12 protein-coding genes are annotated in these 16,727 nt (G+C 56.8%); 8 read left to right on the top strand and 4 right to left on the bottom strand.

The genetic code is table 11. From position 1 onward, the window contains the following. Positions 1-123: 123 nt before the first annotated feature. The 4 genes from NHH03_RS14895 to NHH03_RS14880 form a co-directional block, all read right to left on the bottom strand. Positions 124-999 (bottom strand): hypothetical protein, encoded by an 876-nt coding sequence (locus NHH03_RS14895; RefSeq protein WP_253157418.1) that lies wholly within the window; start codon positions 997-999, stop codon positions 124-126. 461 nt (positions 1,000-1,460) lie between these two features. Then, a complete protein-coding gene (locus NHH03_RS14890; protein WP_253157417.1) occupies positions 1,461-1,760 on the bottom strand; it encodes a type II toxin-antitoxin system RelE/ParE family toxin in 300 nt (99 codons plus the stop codon). Continuing rightward, positions 1,753-1,977 (bottom strand): addiction module protein, encoded by a 225-nt coding sequence (locus NHH03_RS14885; protein ID WP_253157407.1) that lies wholly within the window; start codon positions 1,975-1,977, stop codon positions 1,753-1,755. Before NHH03_RS14885 ends, NHH03_RS14890 begins: the two co-directional genes overlap by 8 nt. Before the next feature lie 409 nt (positions 1,978-2,386). Continuing rightward, entirely contained in the window at positions 2,387-5,386 is a 3,000-nt protein-coding gene (locus NHH03_RS14880) for a vitamin B12-dependent ribonucleotide reductase (protein WP_253157405.1), read from the bottom strand. Positions 5,387-6,248: 862 nt separating this feature from the next. Between NHH03_RS14880 and NHH03_RS14875 the strand changes: the two genes are divergently transcribed. The 8 genes from NHH03_RS14875 to NHH03_RS14840 all read left to right on the top strand — a co-directional run bounded on the left by NHH03_RS14875 (position 6,249) and on the right by NHH03_RS14840 (position 16,562). After that, positions 6,249-6,548: a DUF202 domain-containing protein gene (locus tag NHH03_RS14875; protein WP_253157404.1), complete on the top strand. Its 300-nt coding sequence runs from the start codon at positions 6,249-6,251 to the stop codon at positions 6,546-6,548. Continuing rightward, positions 6,529-8,355, top strand: coding sequence for an efflux RND transporter periplasmic adaptor subunit (locus NHH03_RS14870; protein WP_253157402.1), 1,827 nt, complete (start codon positions 6,529-6,531; stop codon positions 8,353-8,355). Before NHH03_RS14875 ends, NHH03_RS14870 begins: the two co-directional genes overlap by 20 nt. Then, the gene (locus NHH03_RS14865) at positions 8,355-9,455 is read left to right on the top strand and encodes an HlyD family secretion protein (protein ID WP_253157400.1); all 1,101 of its coding nucleotides are present in this window, start codon (positions 8,355-8,357) and stop codon (positions 9,453-9,455) included. The genes NHH03_RS14870 and NHH03_RS14865 overlap by 1 nt, the downstream gene beginning before the upstream one ends. Beyond that, positions 9,403-11,688: a hypothetical protein gene (locus tag NHH03_RS14860; RefSeq protein WP_253157398.1), complete on the top strand. Its 2,286-nt coding sequence runs from the start codon at positions 9,403-9,405 to the stop codon at positions 11,686-11,688. Before NHH03_RS14865 ends, NHH03_RS14860 begins: the two co-directional genes overlap by 53 nt. A gap of 79 nt (positions 11,689-11,767) precedes the next feature. Then, complete coding sequence (locus NHH03_RS14855; protein ID WP_253157396.1) at positions 11,768-12,043, top strand: hypothetical protein; 276 nt, start codon at positions 11,768-11,770, stop codon at positions 12,041-12,043. 58 nt (positions 12,044-12,101) lie between these two features. Continuing rightward, positions 12,102-12,914, top strand: a complete 813-nt coding sequence (locus NHH03_RS14850) for a TatD family hydrolase (protein ID WP_253157394.1) — start codon at positions 12,102-12,104, stop codon at positions 12,912-12,914. A gap of 136 nt (positions 12,915-13,050) precedes the next feature. Further along, positions 13,051-15,234: an amino acid permease gene (locus NHH03_RS14845; RefSeq protein ID WP_315861455.1), complete on the top strand. Its 2,184-nt coding sequence runs from the start codon at positions 13,051-13,053 to the stop codon at positions 15,232-15,234. 2 nt (positions 15,235-15,236) lie between these two features. Further along, positions 15,237-16,562, top strand: coding sequence for a serine/threonine protein kinase (locus tag NHH03_RS14840; RefSeq protein WP_253157425.1), 1,326 nt, complete (start codon positions 15,237-15,239; stop codon positions 16,560-16,562). Positions 16,563-16,727: the final 165 nt, after the last annotated feature.

Raw genomic sequence — 16,727 nt, 5'->3', positions numbered from 1 at the left:
AAGCGCAACTTCAAAGCGCGTCAGCGACGGATTCAGGGTATTGATGGAATCCCTCGATCACACGTCGGGTTACCAAAACCAATGCCTGACGTCAAAGCCCCAACTCAAAACTTCACTTCGGCGTCATCCGCCGGGCGCAAATTCTCGACGTCTCGCCACGATGTTGCAAACGACACCAAAAATCGCTGCGATCCCGATCGAGCCTGCTGCAAATCCAAAGACCGACGCGGATGGATCGCCGCCGATCACTCCGAACTGACCTTCGGTGATCATCAAATCGTACGCAAGCAGGATCAACCCCATCCCCAAGGCCGCGTACAATACATGTGTGAAAGTGGATCCGCGACCGTACCGCAGTGGCAGTCCAACCAGACTGACAATCGCGAACAACGGAAAGACGATGCAGCACAAAAGCGAAGGTGAACCGGATCCGCAAATGGCGAGCCCCAGAACAACGGCAATCAGGCTTGCTGCAAACGAGTACTTCGCAACTCCCAGGTTCCGACTTCGCATGGGCTCGACAACATACAGCCCTTTGGGATTGTGAGTTTCGCTAGGAACATGCAAATCCAGATTGCCGCCTAGCCGGTGTGCGACATGGTTGATCCGATTCGCCAAGTCGACTTCGAATCCTGGTCCCGTTTGATACGTCACACGCCCAGTCAATGTCTTGAAACGGCTGAGTTGCTGGTTCGCAGCCGAGAGAATCTGCGGCGTGCTGACGACTTTGACACCCGATGTTTTCTTTGTGTCTGTTTGTTCGCTCGGATACACATAGACGTTGTCCATTTTGACATCGACCAACCGCACGAATGAGTTGTCAGTGATGCCCTTTTCCACCAACGCTTCATACGTCATCTCTGACGGCGAGCTTCTCATCGTCAGAGCCCCGTGCAGCTCCGGCGTGGCATGCAACGCACCCCAAACGATACCGACGATTGCGATGGTTCCGCCAAGAATCACTCGAAGTGACCGAGTCTGATGATCGTAAAACTGCATCCAACGCTCTCAATCGGAAATCGTATTTTGCGGCCCTCAATGGAACTCTAGGTCACAAACGATCCGGATGCCCGTCAGAGCAACATGTTTCGCCTCAGAAGCAGCAATCAGCGACAAACCAGACGACTGGGGACACAGCTCATTGGCGAGCCGTTGTCATTCCCACCTGATCTCGCGTGAGTTGGTCTGGCTGGAGACGCCGACCAGATTCGTCAGAACGACAGGAGTGGCGGGAAGAGTGACAGAAAAATAGGGGGCAGAAAAATTTCAGTGCTGGGAGGATAGACTTCGCAATTTTTCTGTCACCAATTTTTCTGTCATTAAAACTCCGCTCTGTCTACGCACTGCCAAGGTAGCTTCCATCGGGGACAGAGCACCACGAGCGGCACCGAAAACGAAAGCTAGCATCGCCGATGTGTCTACCCGTCAGCCAAAGTGCTCTGTCCCCCCACACCATTTCCCTAACCACGTCGAGAAAGCCACTTCTTGGATTCTTGTGACGTGTGCATGACGCCAAGAACGAGCACTTCAGTTTCCGTGAAGTCGAAGAAGACCACATATGGGAAACGTTCGACCGGCCAGTAACGAACACCGTGCTCGACGGAGGTGCGGCGTGTAGGATCAGAACTCAATTGGCCAATCGCTTTTTGGACGCGCACCACAAAATCTGCCCCGAGCAACAATTGACGCCGGTCGTACCATTCAGATGCATCCAGCACGTCAGAGTCAAATAAAGGGTGGTATCGCAGCGACCTAGCCATTGCGAGAATCGCCGATTCGCTTCCAAACCTCTTTGTGAGTCAACCCGAGCTCGGGATCTGCCAGCAACTCATCACGCCGCCTGGCGGCCTCAGCTACAGCCCAGTTCGGAAGGGGAAGGGGAGCCTCCTCCGCTGCAAGATCGTCCCAGATGCGTTCGACGAGCAGCAGCTTGTCCGCTGCAGCCATGTTTCGAATTGTGTCAGTGTAAACATCCATTATTGACTCCTGTATCGCCATTGTATCCCCACCCCAAATAGAAAGCAAAGCACGATGAATCAATCCCTGTCCGATGACTAAAAACAAGGATGACTGGGGACAGAGCTCATTGGCGAGCCGTTGTCATTCCCACCTGATTTCGCGCGAGTTGGTCTGGCCGGAGATGCCGACCGGATTCGACAGAACGACAGGAGTGGCGGGAAGAGTGACAGAAAAATAGGGGGCAGAAAAATTTCAGTGCTAGGAGGACAGACTTCGCAATTTTTCTGTCCCCAATTTTTCTGTCAATAAAACTCCGCTCTGTCTACGCACTGCTACCGCAGAGAACTTGGGCGCAGGACCGGCAAATAAAAATGCCCGCACTTGTGTGCGGGCATTTTCGAATGGATCAGGGCGGAAAAACCGGTACTCAGCTACAGCCCATGCTGGCGCCACAGTTGTGGCACAGATAGCAGTTTCCGTTGCGGACGGTGATGCTGCCACAGTTGTCACAACTGGGGGCGTCGATTTGGAAACGGGCGAATTGGTCTTGGCGCCCCTCTTCCTTTTTCGACTTGCTACCGTTGCCATTGCTGCCGCCGTTCAGGTTGGCCAGCAGTCCGGCACGCTCCGACGCGGTGATCGATGCATCCGGCGCGATGACTTCGGGGCCGTTGGCACTGTTGACTGAATCCGGAGCGCTGGGCGCCAGGCCGTCAACACTATTGTCGTTGCTCATGAATGTCAGTCCCAACCAACGAGCGATGTAGTCGACCACGCTTTTTGCGATGCGAATGTCTTTGTTGCTGGTGTGGCCCATCGGTTCAAATCGAGTGTGACTGAACTTGTTGACCAAGACTTCCAGCGGCACGCCGTATTGCAACGCGATCGACAATGCGGTGCCAAAGCTGTCCATGATGCCGCCGACGGTCGACCCCTCTTTGGCCATCGTGATGAACACTTCGCCGGGCCGTCCATCGGGGTACTGGCCGACACACAGATAGCCTTCGTGACCGGCGATCGTGAACTTGTGCGTGATACTGGTACGCGTGTCGGGCAAACGTTCGCGACGTGGTTTGTAGACGATTTTTTCGACCGTCTTGGTGATCACTTTTTCAGCCGCCGCCGCTTCGCCTTCTTCCGATCGAGTGTTCAGCGGTTGCGATTGCTTGCTTCCGTCGCGGTAGATCGCGATCGCTTTCAATCCCAGTTCCCAACCCCAGTAGTACGCGTCGGCGATGTCGGCCGGCGTGACTTCCTGTGGCATGTTCACGGTTTTGCTGATCGCTCCGGACAGGAACGGCTGGGCGGCAGCCATCATCGTGATGTGTGCCCGCCAGGAAATACTGCGGACACCGTTGGCGGGTGTAAACGCACAGTCGAACACCGAAAGATGCTCGGTCTTCAGCTCCGGCGCGCCTTCGATGGTGTCGTTGACGTCGACAAACGCCAAGATCGCTTCGATTTGTTCGGGGCTGTAATCGAGTTTCTCCAACGCACGGGCGACGGTCTGATTGACGATCTTCAGCATCCCACCGCCGGCCAACTGTTTGTATTTGACCAGGGCGATATCGGGCTCGATCCCGGTGGTGTCACAGTCCATCATGAAACTGATCGTACCGGTCGGTGCCAACACGGTGGCTTGAGCGTTGCGGAAACCGTACTTTGCACCGATCTCCAGCACATCGTCCCACAACTTTTGAGCGGCCTGTTTCAAGATCGCTGGGCCGTCATCGTTGATGCTGTCGGCGGCATCGCGGTGCATCTGCATCACGCCTAGCATCGGTTTTTCGTTTTCGGCATAGCCGTCAAACGGACCGACAACGCCAGCGATTTCAGCACTGGTGCGGTTGGCTTCGCCGTGCAACAGCGCGGTCAGTGAGCCGCACAAGCCGCGGGCCGCGTCCGAGTCATAGGCCATGCCGCGTGACATCACCAACGATCCCAGGTTGCTGTATCCCAATCCAAGGGGACGGAATTTGTGGCTGTTGCGAGCGATCGGCTCGGTCGGGTAACTGGCATGGTCGACCAAAATTTCTTGAGCGATGAAGAACAATCGCGACGCAGCACGGAAGCGATCGACGTCGAACGATCCGTCTTTGCCGGCAAACTTCATCAAGTTGATCGAAGCCAAGTTGCACGCCGTGTTATCCAGGAACATGTATTCCGAACACGGGTTCGATGCGTTGATCGCGCCGCTATTGGGGCAGGTGTGCCAGGTGTTGATGGTCGTGTCGTATTGAACGCCCGGGTCACCACAGTGCCACGCACACTCGGACATCTTGTTCAACAATTCTTTGGCGTCGTAGGACGGCGCGTCACCGTTCGCCTTGTCAGTGATCCAGCGGGTTTGCCATCGTTTGCCGTCGCGCACCGCGTGCATGTAATCATCGGTCAACCGCACCGACAGGTTCGCATTTTGGAAACAAACGCTGCTGTAGGCTTCGCCGTTGAAGTTCGAATCGTAGCCTTCGCGGATCAACGCGTGCGCCTTCTTCTCCTCCGACCATTTGCACTCGATGAATTCCAAAATATCTGGATGCCAGACCTTCAACGACTGCATCTTCGCCGCGCGGCGGGTCTTGCCGCCACTTTTGACAACGCCGGCGATCGAATCATAAACCCGCATGAACGACAGCGGGCCCGAAGGGGTTCCACCGCCAGAGAGCTTCTCGCGTGCCGATCGAATGGTCGACAAATCGGTACCCGTGCCCGATCCGAATTTGAACAACATCGCTTCGGCACAGGCCAACCGCATGATGTCTTCCATGTTGTCATCGACGGCTTGGATGAAACACGCACTTCCCTGCGGAAACTCGTACGGGTTCTCCGGCTGAAACGTTTCTCCGGCAGTGCGATCCCACGCCCAGTTGCATTTCGCACCGGTCACACCGTACTGCTGGTGTAGCCCGACGTTGAACCAGACCGGGCTGTTGAATGCACCGTGTTGGTGCAAGCACAACCAGGTCAGATCACGATAGAAATTTTCGCCATCAGCCGGGCTGTCAAAATAACCGTCCGCCATTCCCCAGTCGGCGATCGTGCGGGTCACGCGGTGCACCAACTGGCGAACCGAACGCTCGCGTTCGTCGGCGTTTTTGGGGTCGCCGTAGAAATACTTGCTGACCACAACGTTGGTCGCCAACTGGCTCCAATCGGCCGGGATTTCGCAATTGTTTTGCTCGAACAACGCGCTGCCGCTCTCGTCTCGGATGGCTGCCGAGCGCAGTTCCCACTGGGTGGTTGCGAACGGCGTCTTGCCGTCGGCAGGACAGAATACCGGATCAATCTTCAAACCGGTGCGATCACCACGCAGTGTCGTCCCAAAGACGCCGTTGGCGTACTCCAGACCGTGTTGCTCATTGACTTTCTCCAGTGCCGGGTCACCGTGGATCGAAGATTCTGACTTGGGGGGAAGAACAGTAGCCATCGTTAAAACAGACTCCGTGAATCGTCCGTGGGACCAACATCGTTCGTGTGCCCGCGCCCAGCGTTCATCGCCGGGCGATTCGCAGCACAAGTGGAACGGCAGTGGTCATCCGTGAATAAGGGGGAAGCAAGAACACAACGGTCGCGTCCGCCCAACGAGGATGCCGAGATGACGGCACAGATTTCCTCTGGGGAATCCGTCCCGACCACTCACGCTGTCCTGCTCTGGTCTTTCGCGATGAAACCGTCACTATCAGTAATGATGTCACTACCGGTAGTGGAATCCGTCGCGAAAAGCACTAGATATGGGCGACGCGAGGAATCTTAGGGATTGCCGAACCAGTGTCAATGAAATTCGCCCAAGATTCGCAACTCCTTTGCTGTCAGAGCTTTATATCAATGCCAGCAATACACCCCACCACCAGTCAGCCACCCGATAATCGACGTAAGCCGTGGTAGCATGAAGGGTTAGTGAAGTTTCTGTGGTTCGGCAAACCGGTGGTGGGAAACCTGTTCGTCGCCAAAAGTTTTCAAAATGAACCCTCCCGGTCGGGAAACTTGAGCTATTTAGATAACTTGGGTGAAGTCAAACCCCCAATACCCCTGCAATTGCCCCCATCCGAATTGGTAGGTGTTGCGAAAACCCGCCAGAAAACATTCTGCGCCAAATCAGCCGGTACGCGCTAGCGTCCGGTTCCTCTGACCTTGCAATGTTAGTAACAAGGAACCGTGAGCTAGCGCTTAACGGCTGATGCTTACGGCTGATGAATAATTCGCATCCAGCGAGAGACCTCGCCGGTGAACGCTTCGGGTTATCATCTGATCTGCATCTGATTCCTTCTTCGAAGTGGCGATCCAGACCCATGCCCACCGATCCGCAGGCAACATCCGGCGGCAGTCCTCCACCGCCCCCCCTGCCTGACTTGGCAATGATTCGCACCGATTTGGCCAATGAGCGGACCTTGTTGGCGTACGGCCGCACGGCATTGATGCTGGTCGGAACCGGCGTCTCCTTGGTCCAGTTCCTCGACTCGTCGTTTGCCCTGATTGTGATCGGTTGGTGCTTGGTCGCACTGGGTATCGCGTTTGCCGTGACAGGAATGATGCGGTTTACCCAACTGAAGCGACGCTTGAGAGCGGAACATGAGGCCCATCCCGAATGAAGTGGGCGTTGTGATGGCGAATGATCTATTGGAGACCTGTGCGGCGCTGGTCGCGCGTCTGGAGTCCCGTCTACAGTCGAATCTGACCGACAGGTTGTTTCAGATCACCGCCGACGATTTGCTGCAATCGATCCCGAAACTCAATCAAGTCGTCATAGTCGTTGAATCGGAAGGCCAACCTACCAAGCTCGCTTCGGCGGGCTGCGCAGCATCCGATCAAACCGGATCGCTGGTGATTGATCGCTGCGCGCCGGTGACCGACAACAGCAGATTACGGATCGAGCTGAATGCGAATGGTCGCTCCTCCGACACGGCGGCCGGGGTCCTTCAGCAAACCGCCGAAGCGGTGGTGGGATTACTGGTCAGCGGTTTGGCACGCGTTGAACTGCAAACCCTGCATCAGGAATTGGCACGGATTTCTGATTTGAATCGCCAACTTGCCGCGACCGCCGACCGGTCACGACAGCTGCATCAAGTGGCCCAGGCGATGGCCAACTGGATGAACATCGAACGCATCAATCTGCTACAACGCGTGGGCAGTCGCTACGTGATGGTTGCCAGTTCCGTGCAAGCGAGATTTGATCCACGGTCCGAACGTGCATTGGCGACCGAATCGGTCGCATCGACCTTGCGTCAACAATTGGAGGATCGCGAATCTGCGTTCCTGCTGCTGGACTGTGATCGGATCCCTTCGGACCAGCGGGATCTGTTGTCGTTTGCGACAGCGGGTAACTGTCAGCGGATCTGTGTGGCCGAATTTGCGCCCGCAGACTGGCTGGCGATCGGCGAGCAATTCACAGCGGCCGGACTGCCGAAACAGTTGTCGCCGGCGGAGCAGTCGACATTCGATGCGGCGCTCGCCGCCGCCCAACGTGGTCAGCGACCCTCGCCGCGGCAGCGACTGTCAAACATTTTCGTGGGCAGGTCGAATCGAACGCGGCTGGCTGCGATCGCCATTGCGGTCGCGGCACTGTTGTTCTTACCGCTGACGGTTCGTGTCAGCGCCGATGGTCGGGTCGTTCCCGAACGACAGCATGTTGTTTACGCGCCGGTGACCGGCGAGATCGTGCGTGTCGCCTGCCAACCCGGCCAGACGGTGAGTGCCGGCCAAGTGTTGTGCGAATTCAATAGCCACGAATTGGAACTCGATGCGAGCCGGCTGCGTGGTGAAATACTGACGGTCCAAGAACAATTGCAGATCGCCGCGACACGTCGTGGTGACGATTCGGCGGGAGAGATCACAGCGGACCGACGGGTGCTGGAGGTCAAACTTCAGGAACTCAACAAACAGCTGGATGTCGTGCAAAAGCGGCGTGAAGAATTAACAATACTCAGTCCGATCGATGGCCGGGTCAGCATGATCCTGCAAGATGATCGCGGTAAGATTTCCACGGGGCGCCCGGTCCAGCTGGGGCAGCAAGTGATCCGAGTGATCGACCCGGCCGGCGGGTCTGTGATCGAACTCGACGTGCCCGATCAAGAAATCGGATATGTTCAGCGTGCCCTGCAACACCGGATCGAGCATGCCAGCCGGCCGGCAACGGACGATCCGCTGCGGTGTCAATTTCGTGTTCGCTCGCAGCCAGAGACTCGCTACGACGCCACGCTCGGTCGGTTGAGCGAGACGACTTCGTTTGACACGCATGGCCGCCTGGTTGTCGTGGCAACGATCCATCCGACTGATTCAACGCTCGCGTTTGCACCACAGGCCGGCGTGATCGGCTGGATCGATTGCGATCGTGCTCCGGCCGGATTTGTACTCTGTCGCAAATTGATCGAGCGATTCAGACTATGGGGATGGTTGTAATGAAAAACAAAACGAAAGCCCGTCTATGTGTGTGTTGCATCGCTGCCATGATCGGCCTGGCGGCGATCAGTGACGGTTCCGCAGGCCCGCCGATCGACCAGGACGCCAACGACGCGACTCCGAATGTCGTCGGGCAATTGGTGATCAAACTGATCGACCAAGTCGAGGTTCCCGCGTTGCAACCTGGGGCATTGGAGAGTGTCGCCGTGCGGGTCGGTCAAACCGTGCAGAAAGGACAAGCACTGGCGCAAATCGATGACCGCAATAGTGTGGCATTGCGATCATTGGCCGAAGTCGATTTGGCGATCAGCCGACGGCACGCGGCGGATTACAAGAGCGATCGCATTGCCGACACCGAACGTTTGGAAAAACAAGCCGCGCTCAAGCAACAGCGGCTGTTGGCTAAAATTTCGCAGGCAAAATCGGAGAACGAAGTGCGTGTGTCGGCGGCCGAAAAGGCTGAAGCGGTGGCCAAGAACGAATGGTCACGCGCCGCCCAAGCGCGTCAGAAATTTGTCGATAGTGTTTCCGAATCCGAGATCGACAATCTGCGTTTGAAATACGAGCGTTCCCAATTGGAACGCATCCAGGCGGAGTTTGAACTGCGAATGGACCGGTTGACCAGTGAAAGCGAATCGCATGCGGTCCAGGCCGCTCAATTGGCCGCCGACCGTGCCCAATTGCAACACACCGTGGCGATGTCCGAATCCAAGCAGTTGCAGTTGGACGTGGATGCCAAACAAAAGACGCTGCAAATGCGTGACTTAAATGTCGCGATGCACGCCGTCGTTTCGCCGATCGATGGGGTGGTCGTGGAGGTCTATCGTCGGCGTGGGGAATGGGTCCGACCGGGCGATCCAGTGGTTCGTGTGGTCAACGTCGATCGTTTGCATGCGGAGGGTTTCCTGAGCGGTGATGTATTGCCGCAGCGGGATCAACAGGTGCGATTGTCATCAGCCGACAAACAGTTGACGGGACGAATTGAGTTTGTCGATCCCGAGCGTGATTCGGTCAGCGGCGAAGTTCGCTTTTTAGTGGGACTGGACGGTGGGACGTTTCTGCCGGGCGACCGCGTCGACATCCACTGGCAAGTTGACTGACACGATGGGATCCAACGCGTTTTCCAGTGACCTGTGGCAATTGCGCGCGGATTTGCAATTTCGCTGGGTCGATGGTTCCAGTGCCGATCAGGGTTACTGGGTGGTCAAAGACCCGTTGGCCAGGCAATGGTTTTGTTTGACGGGAATCGAAAAACGAATTCTGAGTTTGGCCGACGGCAGACGCTCGATCGCAGAGATTTGCCAATTGGCGATCGAAGCGGTTCGGCCGCTGGAAACCAGTTTTGACGCCATGGTTTCGTTTTTGATTCACGCCCGGCGGAGTGGATTGTTGATCACGGTCGGTGGGTCCGGGCCGTTGGAACGGTTTGCCAGCAGCTCCGATTCAATGGTTGTTTCCAACCCGCCGCGACGTCGATTGGCCAGTTTGTTGGCGTACCGATTTCCCGGTTTTAACCCCAACGTCTTTGCCGGCACCCTGCGATCCATCACAAAACCGCTGCAGCGTCCCGCGGTGTTGATTGCGCTGATGCTGGTCGGGATGGTTGCGATTGCGATCGTATTTAGCCGGTTCGATATTTTGGCCACTGAAATCGCGGCAGCGTTTTCTCGCCGCGATTCGATGTGGTGGATCTGGGTTCTGGTGACCATCGCGATTGCCAAATCAATTCACGAACTGGCACATGTTGTCGCCTGTCGGATGGTGGGCGCGGAATGCCGCGAAATCGGAATCATGCTGTTGCTGGGTACACCGTGTCTGTACTGCGACGTCTCCGATCTATGGACGGTGCCGCAAACATCGAAGCGCGTCTTTGTCTCGGCGGCGGGAATGATCGCGGAACTCGGATTGGCATCAATCGCGACGGTCGTCTGGGCCGTCACCCATCCATCCACCCTGCATGATCTGGCGCTCGTCGTGATGGTGGTGTGTTCGGTCTCGACCGTGCTGGTCAATGCCAACCCTCTGTTACGCTACGACGGCTACTTCATGTTGGCAGACTGGCTGAGAGTCCCAAACCTGGCCGAGCAATCCAGTCAAGCATTGCGACGGCGGTTGCGGCAATTCATATGGGGCAGCGCCGTGGGCCACGGCGTTGAAGAGGTGGCCCACCCGGATCGCATCGGACGGCGACTGCCTGAATCGGCCTTGCTGGCTTATGGCATTTCCAGCGGACTCTATCGGACCTTTGTCATCGCGGTGATTTCGCTCGTGATCTACAAAGCGACGGTGGGGTTGGGGCTCGGCTGGCTGGGCCTGGCATTAGGGCTGTCCATTTTAGGTGGAATGTTGATTCGCGCCGTCTCGCCGTTATTGCAGCCGGCTGATGGAACGACTCGCTCCACTGCACCGTCTGACCCAGCGTCCAATGCGGCGGCGGATCTGTCGGCGTCTCGCTGGTGGCAGAATCCGCGTGTGGTGACGATCATTGCGTTGGCGCTGCTGTTGGCATGGGGGCTGTTAGCGATCCCGTTGCCACGAACCATTCTGTTGCCGGTGCTGGTGGTACCCAGTGGCGAACAAGAACTGTATGCCAGCGAAAGCGGGCGCGTTGTACGATCGCAACCGTCCGGCTGCACGGTCGATGCCGGCGAGGTACTGGTGCAGTTAGCCAACACGTCGATCGAAGATCAATTGCACCGTGCACAAGCCAAAGTGGCGCATGCGACCGCAATCCGGGAAGCATGGCGATTGCGCCGCGGCGCCGAATCGGGAAGTTCGACCGGGGCGTTGTTGGCTGAGAAACAGCTTCAAATCGCGATAACGGATCTGCAACAGATACAAACCCAAGCCGATCGATTGACCATCAAATCACCCCTAGCGGGACGTTTTGACATTCGTCCGCTTGAGCCCCGGTCACCGCTGGATCGTGATTTACAGCCGGGGCAGTGGATCGAATCCGGAACCCAGATCGGCTGGCTGGGACACCCCACCAAACGCGGTGGAAACGCAATCGCCAGCCAACAACAAATTGATGCAATCCGTGTCGACCAGGCGGTATGGCTTCGGCATCCCACATTTTCATCCGCTAAATACAGTGGCCGGGTGCGACAAATCGACCGTGGGGCGGCAGATCAGTTGCCCGCTGAACTTGCGGCGTCGCTGCAAGATGCAGATCTTGCACAGCCCCACTATCTGGTTCAGATCGATTTTGCGGACTCCGCACCGATTCCGTTGGCAAAGCGTTCTGTGGCGGTTGTGGAGGTCCACGTGGATGCGATGAACTGTTGGGATCGCCTGCGTCGATTGGTCTTTGGTGAGTTTCGCGGACTTTAGCTGATAGCGACCCCTAGGCTATACTTGAAGGGTGCTTCATGTTCTCTCTCTTGGGTGTCGCAGATCGATGGGCCTGGCAATGTCAAACGTACGCAACGGCGACGCGGTGATCGCAGAATCGTTTTTAGATGTCCGCGCGAAATTGTTGGAGGTTGCTGCGACCTTCGATCGAATCGATCGCTGCTGCGGCGACCAATCGCTGGGCGATGACGCTCGGATGAAACAACAACAGTTGACCGAAGCGACGGAAATTTTGCTCTCCGGCGGTGCCGACCGCGCCGAGCGATTGCAGCGTTTGTTCTCGCGCGAGTATGAATCGGATTGGCGAACGCAATTCGGATTGATGGCAGACTGATCACGCTGGCGGTCTGTCTTCACCCCGTTTCTCTCTCCTTCTTTGATTTGATGGTTCAATGGATTACATCGACCCGCACATCCACATGGTCTCTCGCACCACCGACGACTATGCGACGCTGGCGCGAATGGGGTGCGTTGCGGTCAGCGAGCCGGCCTTTTGGGCCGGTTACGACCGCGGCAGTGTGGACGGGTTTCGCGACTACTTTGGACAATTGACCGAAACCGAACCGGCCCGGGCCGCGCAATTCGGGATCCAGCATTTCACTTGGCTGTGCATTAACGCCAAAGAGGCGGAAGACGTGGGATTATCGCGTGAAGTGATCGCGATGATTCCTGAGTTCTTGGACAAACCCAACGTGCTGGGAATCGGTGAGATCGGATTGAACAAAAACACCAAGAATGAATCCACGGTGTTTTTGGAGCACATGGAATTGGCGATCCGTTACGAACAATCGATTTTGATTCATACGCCGCACTTGGAAGACAAGTACCAGGGCACGCGAATGATCCTGGACATGCTGTGTGATGACCAACGGATCCAACGCGATCGGGTGTTGGTCGATCACGTCGAAGAACACACGATCACCGAGGTGCTCGACCGTGGATTCTGGGCGGGAATGACGCTGTACCCGATCACCAAGTGCACGCCGGAGCGTGCGGTTGATATGATCGAACAAACCGGGGGCGAGCGACTACTGGCAAACTCCGCTGGCGACTGGGGGCCGAGCAAGCCGACGGCGGTTCCCGATTTGATCTTTGAAATGCGACGCCGCGGTTTGGACGAGTCCCTGATCCGTAAAGTCGTCTATGAAAACCCGATCGAATTCTTTTCCAAGAGCAAACGTTTCGACTTCACACCACGGACCTAGCGGCACATGGATTTTGCCATCAGGTAGTGGATCTTGTCAAAGATCCGTTGCGTGAGGGGGATCTTTCACAAGATCCACTACCGCATCGCGATTTTGCCGCCCGACTAAACTGCCTACAACCGACCCGGAGAATGATGTGAAGGGGGGTGAGAAAGGGAATTCGTTTTCGACATTCGGAGGTGTCTTCACGCCCTGCGTGCTGACGATTCTTGGCGTCATCATGTTCCTGCGGTTCGGCTATGTGGTTGGCCAGGCCGGCGTGATGGCGGCGTTGGTGATTGTGATCGCCAGTAAAATCATCACCACACTCACCACGCTTTCGCTGTCAGCGATCGCGACCAACACGCGCGTCGAAGGCGGCGGCGCCTACTTTCTGATCAGCCGCTCCTTGGGCCCCGAATTTGGTGGCGCCATCGGGGTCGTGTTCTTTGCCGCCCAGGCGCTGTCGGTGGCCATGTACGTGATCGGATTCACCGAAGCGATGATGGTGCTGTTGCCCTCTGGAATCTCGTCCACGTTGGTGGCGACGATCACCAATTTGTTGGTCGCCGGTTGTGTTTGGATCGGCGCCGGATGGGCAATCAAAGTCCAGTTCGTGATCTTGGCGAGCGTCATCATCTCGCTGATCTCGTTTTACACCGGAGCGGCCGCACAGTTTGACGTACAGACCCTGGCAAGTAACTGGGCGAGTGATTATCGCGATGGCGAATCATTCTGGACCGTGTTTGCACTGTTCTTTCCTGCGGTGACCGGGATCATGGCGGGTGCCAACATGTCGGGAGATCTTAAAGATCCGGCACGCTCGATCCCCCGCGGCACCCTGGCTGCCGTTTTCGTCACCTTGATGGTCTACGCTTCCCAGGCGGTGTTTCTAGGTGGCAGTGCCAGCCGAGACGATTTGATCGGCAACAACATGGTGGTCAGCGATGTCTCGGCGGTTCCGATTTTGATCAGTCTAGGCGTCTTCGCAGCCACGCTCTCCTCGGCGATCGGCAGCATGATGGGGGCGCCTCGGATTTTACAGTCGCTGGCCCGCGACCGAGTGTTCGCGCGATTAGACCCGTTTGGGACCAGCAGCAAAGACGGCGAACCGCGGCGGGCGATCTTTGCCACCGCAATGATCGCACAATTCGGGATTTTGGTCGCTGATCTAAACACCATCGCGCCACTGATCACGATGGCATTCCTGTCGACCTATGGCCTGTTGAATTTGGCAACGTTCTATGAGCTGATCACCAATAACCCCAGCTATCGGCCTCAATTTCGTTACAGCAATCGTGCCACATCGCTGGCCGGCGCGATCGGTTGCGGACTGGTGATGTTGTTGATCGATTGGCGTTGGGCTGTGGTTGCCAGTGGCTTGATCGGAGCGCTGCACTTCTATCTGACCCGCGCCAACCTGAACGCATCCTGGGGTGATTTGAACAGCGGGCTGTTGTTCGAACGCACCCGACAGAACCTGTTGAAATTAGAAGACAGTTTGTACCACCCCAAGAATTGGCGGCCGTTTATTCTGGCGTTCAGTGGCAGCGGGTTTTCACGTCCACACCTGGTTGTGTTCGGCAGTTGGCTGACACGGGAAACGGGAATCCTGACGCTTGGACAAGTCATCCCCGGTGGGTTGGATGACAACAGCGAACGTCTTTCTAACCAAGAATCAATCCTGCACTCGATCATCAAAGACCGAAAACTCGCTGCTTTTCCCGCCGTCGTTGTCGCCAGTGATTACACCGCCGGCGTTCAAGCCCTTGTACAATGCCAGGGCCTGGGACGATTGCGACCGAACGTGGTGTTGATGGGATGTCCACTGTCGCGCGATCGAATGGTCGTGTTCGGCAGTTTGCTGCGAAACTTGCGGGAATTGGATCGCAGCATTGTGGTGCTGCGACAAACCGACGAATCCGATGGGGAAGATAACGCGCCGCCGGGCACTGTGGATGTTTGGTGGCGAGGACGTGCCAATGGCGAACTGATGGTGCTGTTGGCTCACTTGATGCTTTCGCACTCGACCTGGCGCGGGCGCAAGTTGCGGTTGTTGCGGGTGGTGCAAAACGAGTCTGCGATCGACGAAGTCAAATCACATTTGGACGGGCTGTTGCGCGAAGCAAGAATTGTGGGCAAAACCAAGGTCGTCGTGTCTGCCAATGCGGCCGACGCGATTCAATCGACCAGTCGAGACGCGGCGTTCGTGTACCTAGGATTTGCGATCCCCGAACAGGGCGACGATGGCGAGTTCTTGGAACACTTGGTGGCCTTGGTTGGCAAACTACCTCGCGTCGCGTTGGTGTGTAGCGCCGGCGACATGAAGTTGGAGAGCTAATGATGTCCAGCGTGTTTCAAGAGTCCGCGATTCGCAGCGGTCTGGTCAGCAAACGCCAGATGGCCAAGGTCACCGAAAAAGTCGGCTCCAGCGACAATTCACTGATCGCTGCCACACTGGTCAAAAGCGGCATCATCACCGAGTACCAAGCCCAACAGTTGCACGCCGGGCGCACCAAGTTAACGCTCGGCCCGTACTTGATCACTGACTGGATCGGGCAAGGCGGCATGGGGCAAGTGTTCAAAGCGGTGCACAACGTGATGGGGCGGCAATGCGCTGTCAAAGTACTGCCGCTGGAGAAATCCACGGCGCTGTCGCGCGATTCGTTTGCAAGAGAAATCCGCGTCCAAGCCGGACTGGATTGTCCCTATGTCGTGCGCGCATTCGACGCCGGACAAGACGGCAACGTGCATTATTTGGTCACTGAATACGTGCCCGGAACCGATCTGCGGAAGCTCGTCCGTCGCGGTGGCCCGCTCAGCATGCATCACGCCGCTCTGGTGGTTTCCCAAGCGGCGCGGGGGCTGCAATATGCCCATGACTTGGGATTGGTTCACCGTGATGTGAAACCCGGGAACATTTTGGTCACGCCCGATGGGCACGCCAAAGTTTCGGATATCGGATTGGCTGCGTGGAGCATGGGGCTGGACGATGACCCGCGGGCGGGAAAAATCGTCGGGACAGCCGACTATTTGTCACCTGAACAGATCCGCAATCCACGCTCGATCGGACCGGCCAGCGATCTGTATTCGCTCGGTTGCACGCTGTATTACACCGTCACCGGAAAAGTCCCCTTTCCCGGCGGCGATTCTCGCAGCAAGTGCAAACGTCACTGTGAACAAACCCCTTGGCACCCTCGCAAGTTTGCGCCGGAGTTGACTGAGGACTTTGTCGACACCATCGCCGACATGATGGAGAAAGATCCCGCGCGACGGATTGCGTCGGCCAACGAAGTCGCAGAGCGATTGGAAGCCTGGTGCACGCAATCGTTCGAAGTCGATCGGCCGATTGAACGCCAGGCTTGGACGGCACCACCAATTGGGATGGACGGCGGAAACGAATGGGCGGCAGTGCCAGCGGTCGGCGCGGCACCGCAAATCGGCTCGGAACAATTGGGTTCAAGCCAAATCGGGTCGAATCTGTTGGGTTCCAATGAATCACTGGGAACCTCCGATTCACAAATGCCGCCGTTGTTGGATCAGCCGATTGATCCCTCCATGCCCAACAGCCGACGCAAGCGATTTCCCATCGGTTTCGTCGTCGGACTGTTACTGGGAATCGTGATCGGTGCCATCACCGCCATCACATCGATTCTGCAAACGCGATAGTCCATTTTCGTGCGGCGGGTGGGTTTCAATTTCATTCTCCCGCCCCGCGGGAGAGTGAAGAAATCGAAGTCGCAATTTGCCGATCCATTTGAGTTGAAACGGCAGTTTAGCGCAACCCGACGCGTCAGCGAGGGATTTAGCCGATTGACGGGATCCCTCGCTGAC

The organism is Stieleria tagensis (genome assembly GCF_024129865.1).
Classification (GTDB): domain Bacteria; phylum Planctomycetota; class Planctomycetia; order Pirellulales; family Pirellulaceae; genus Stieleria; species Stieleria tagensis.
The sequence above is the reverse complement of the archived record's forward strand: the minus strand, read 5'-3'. Positions and strand labels throughout refer to the sequence as shown.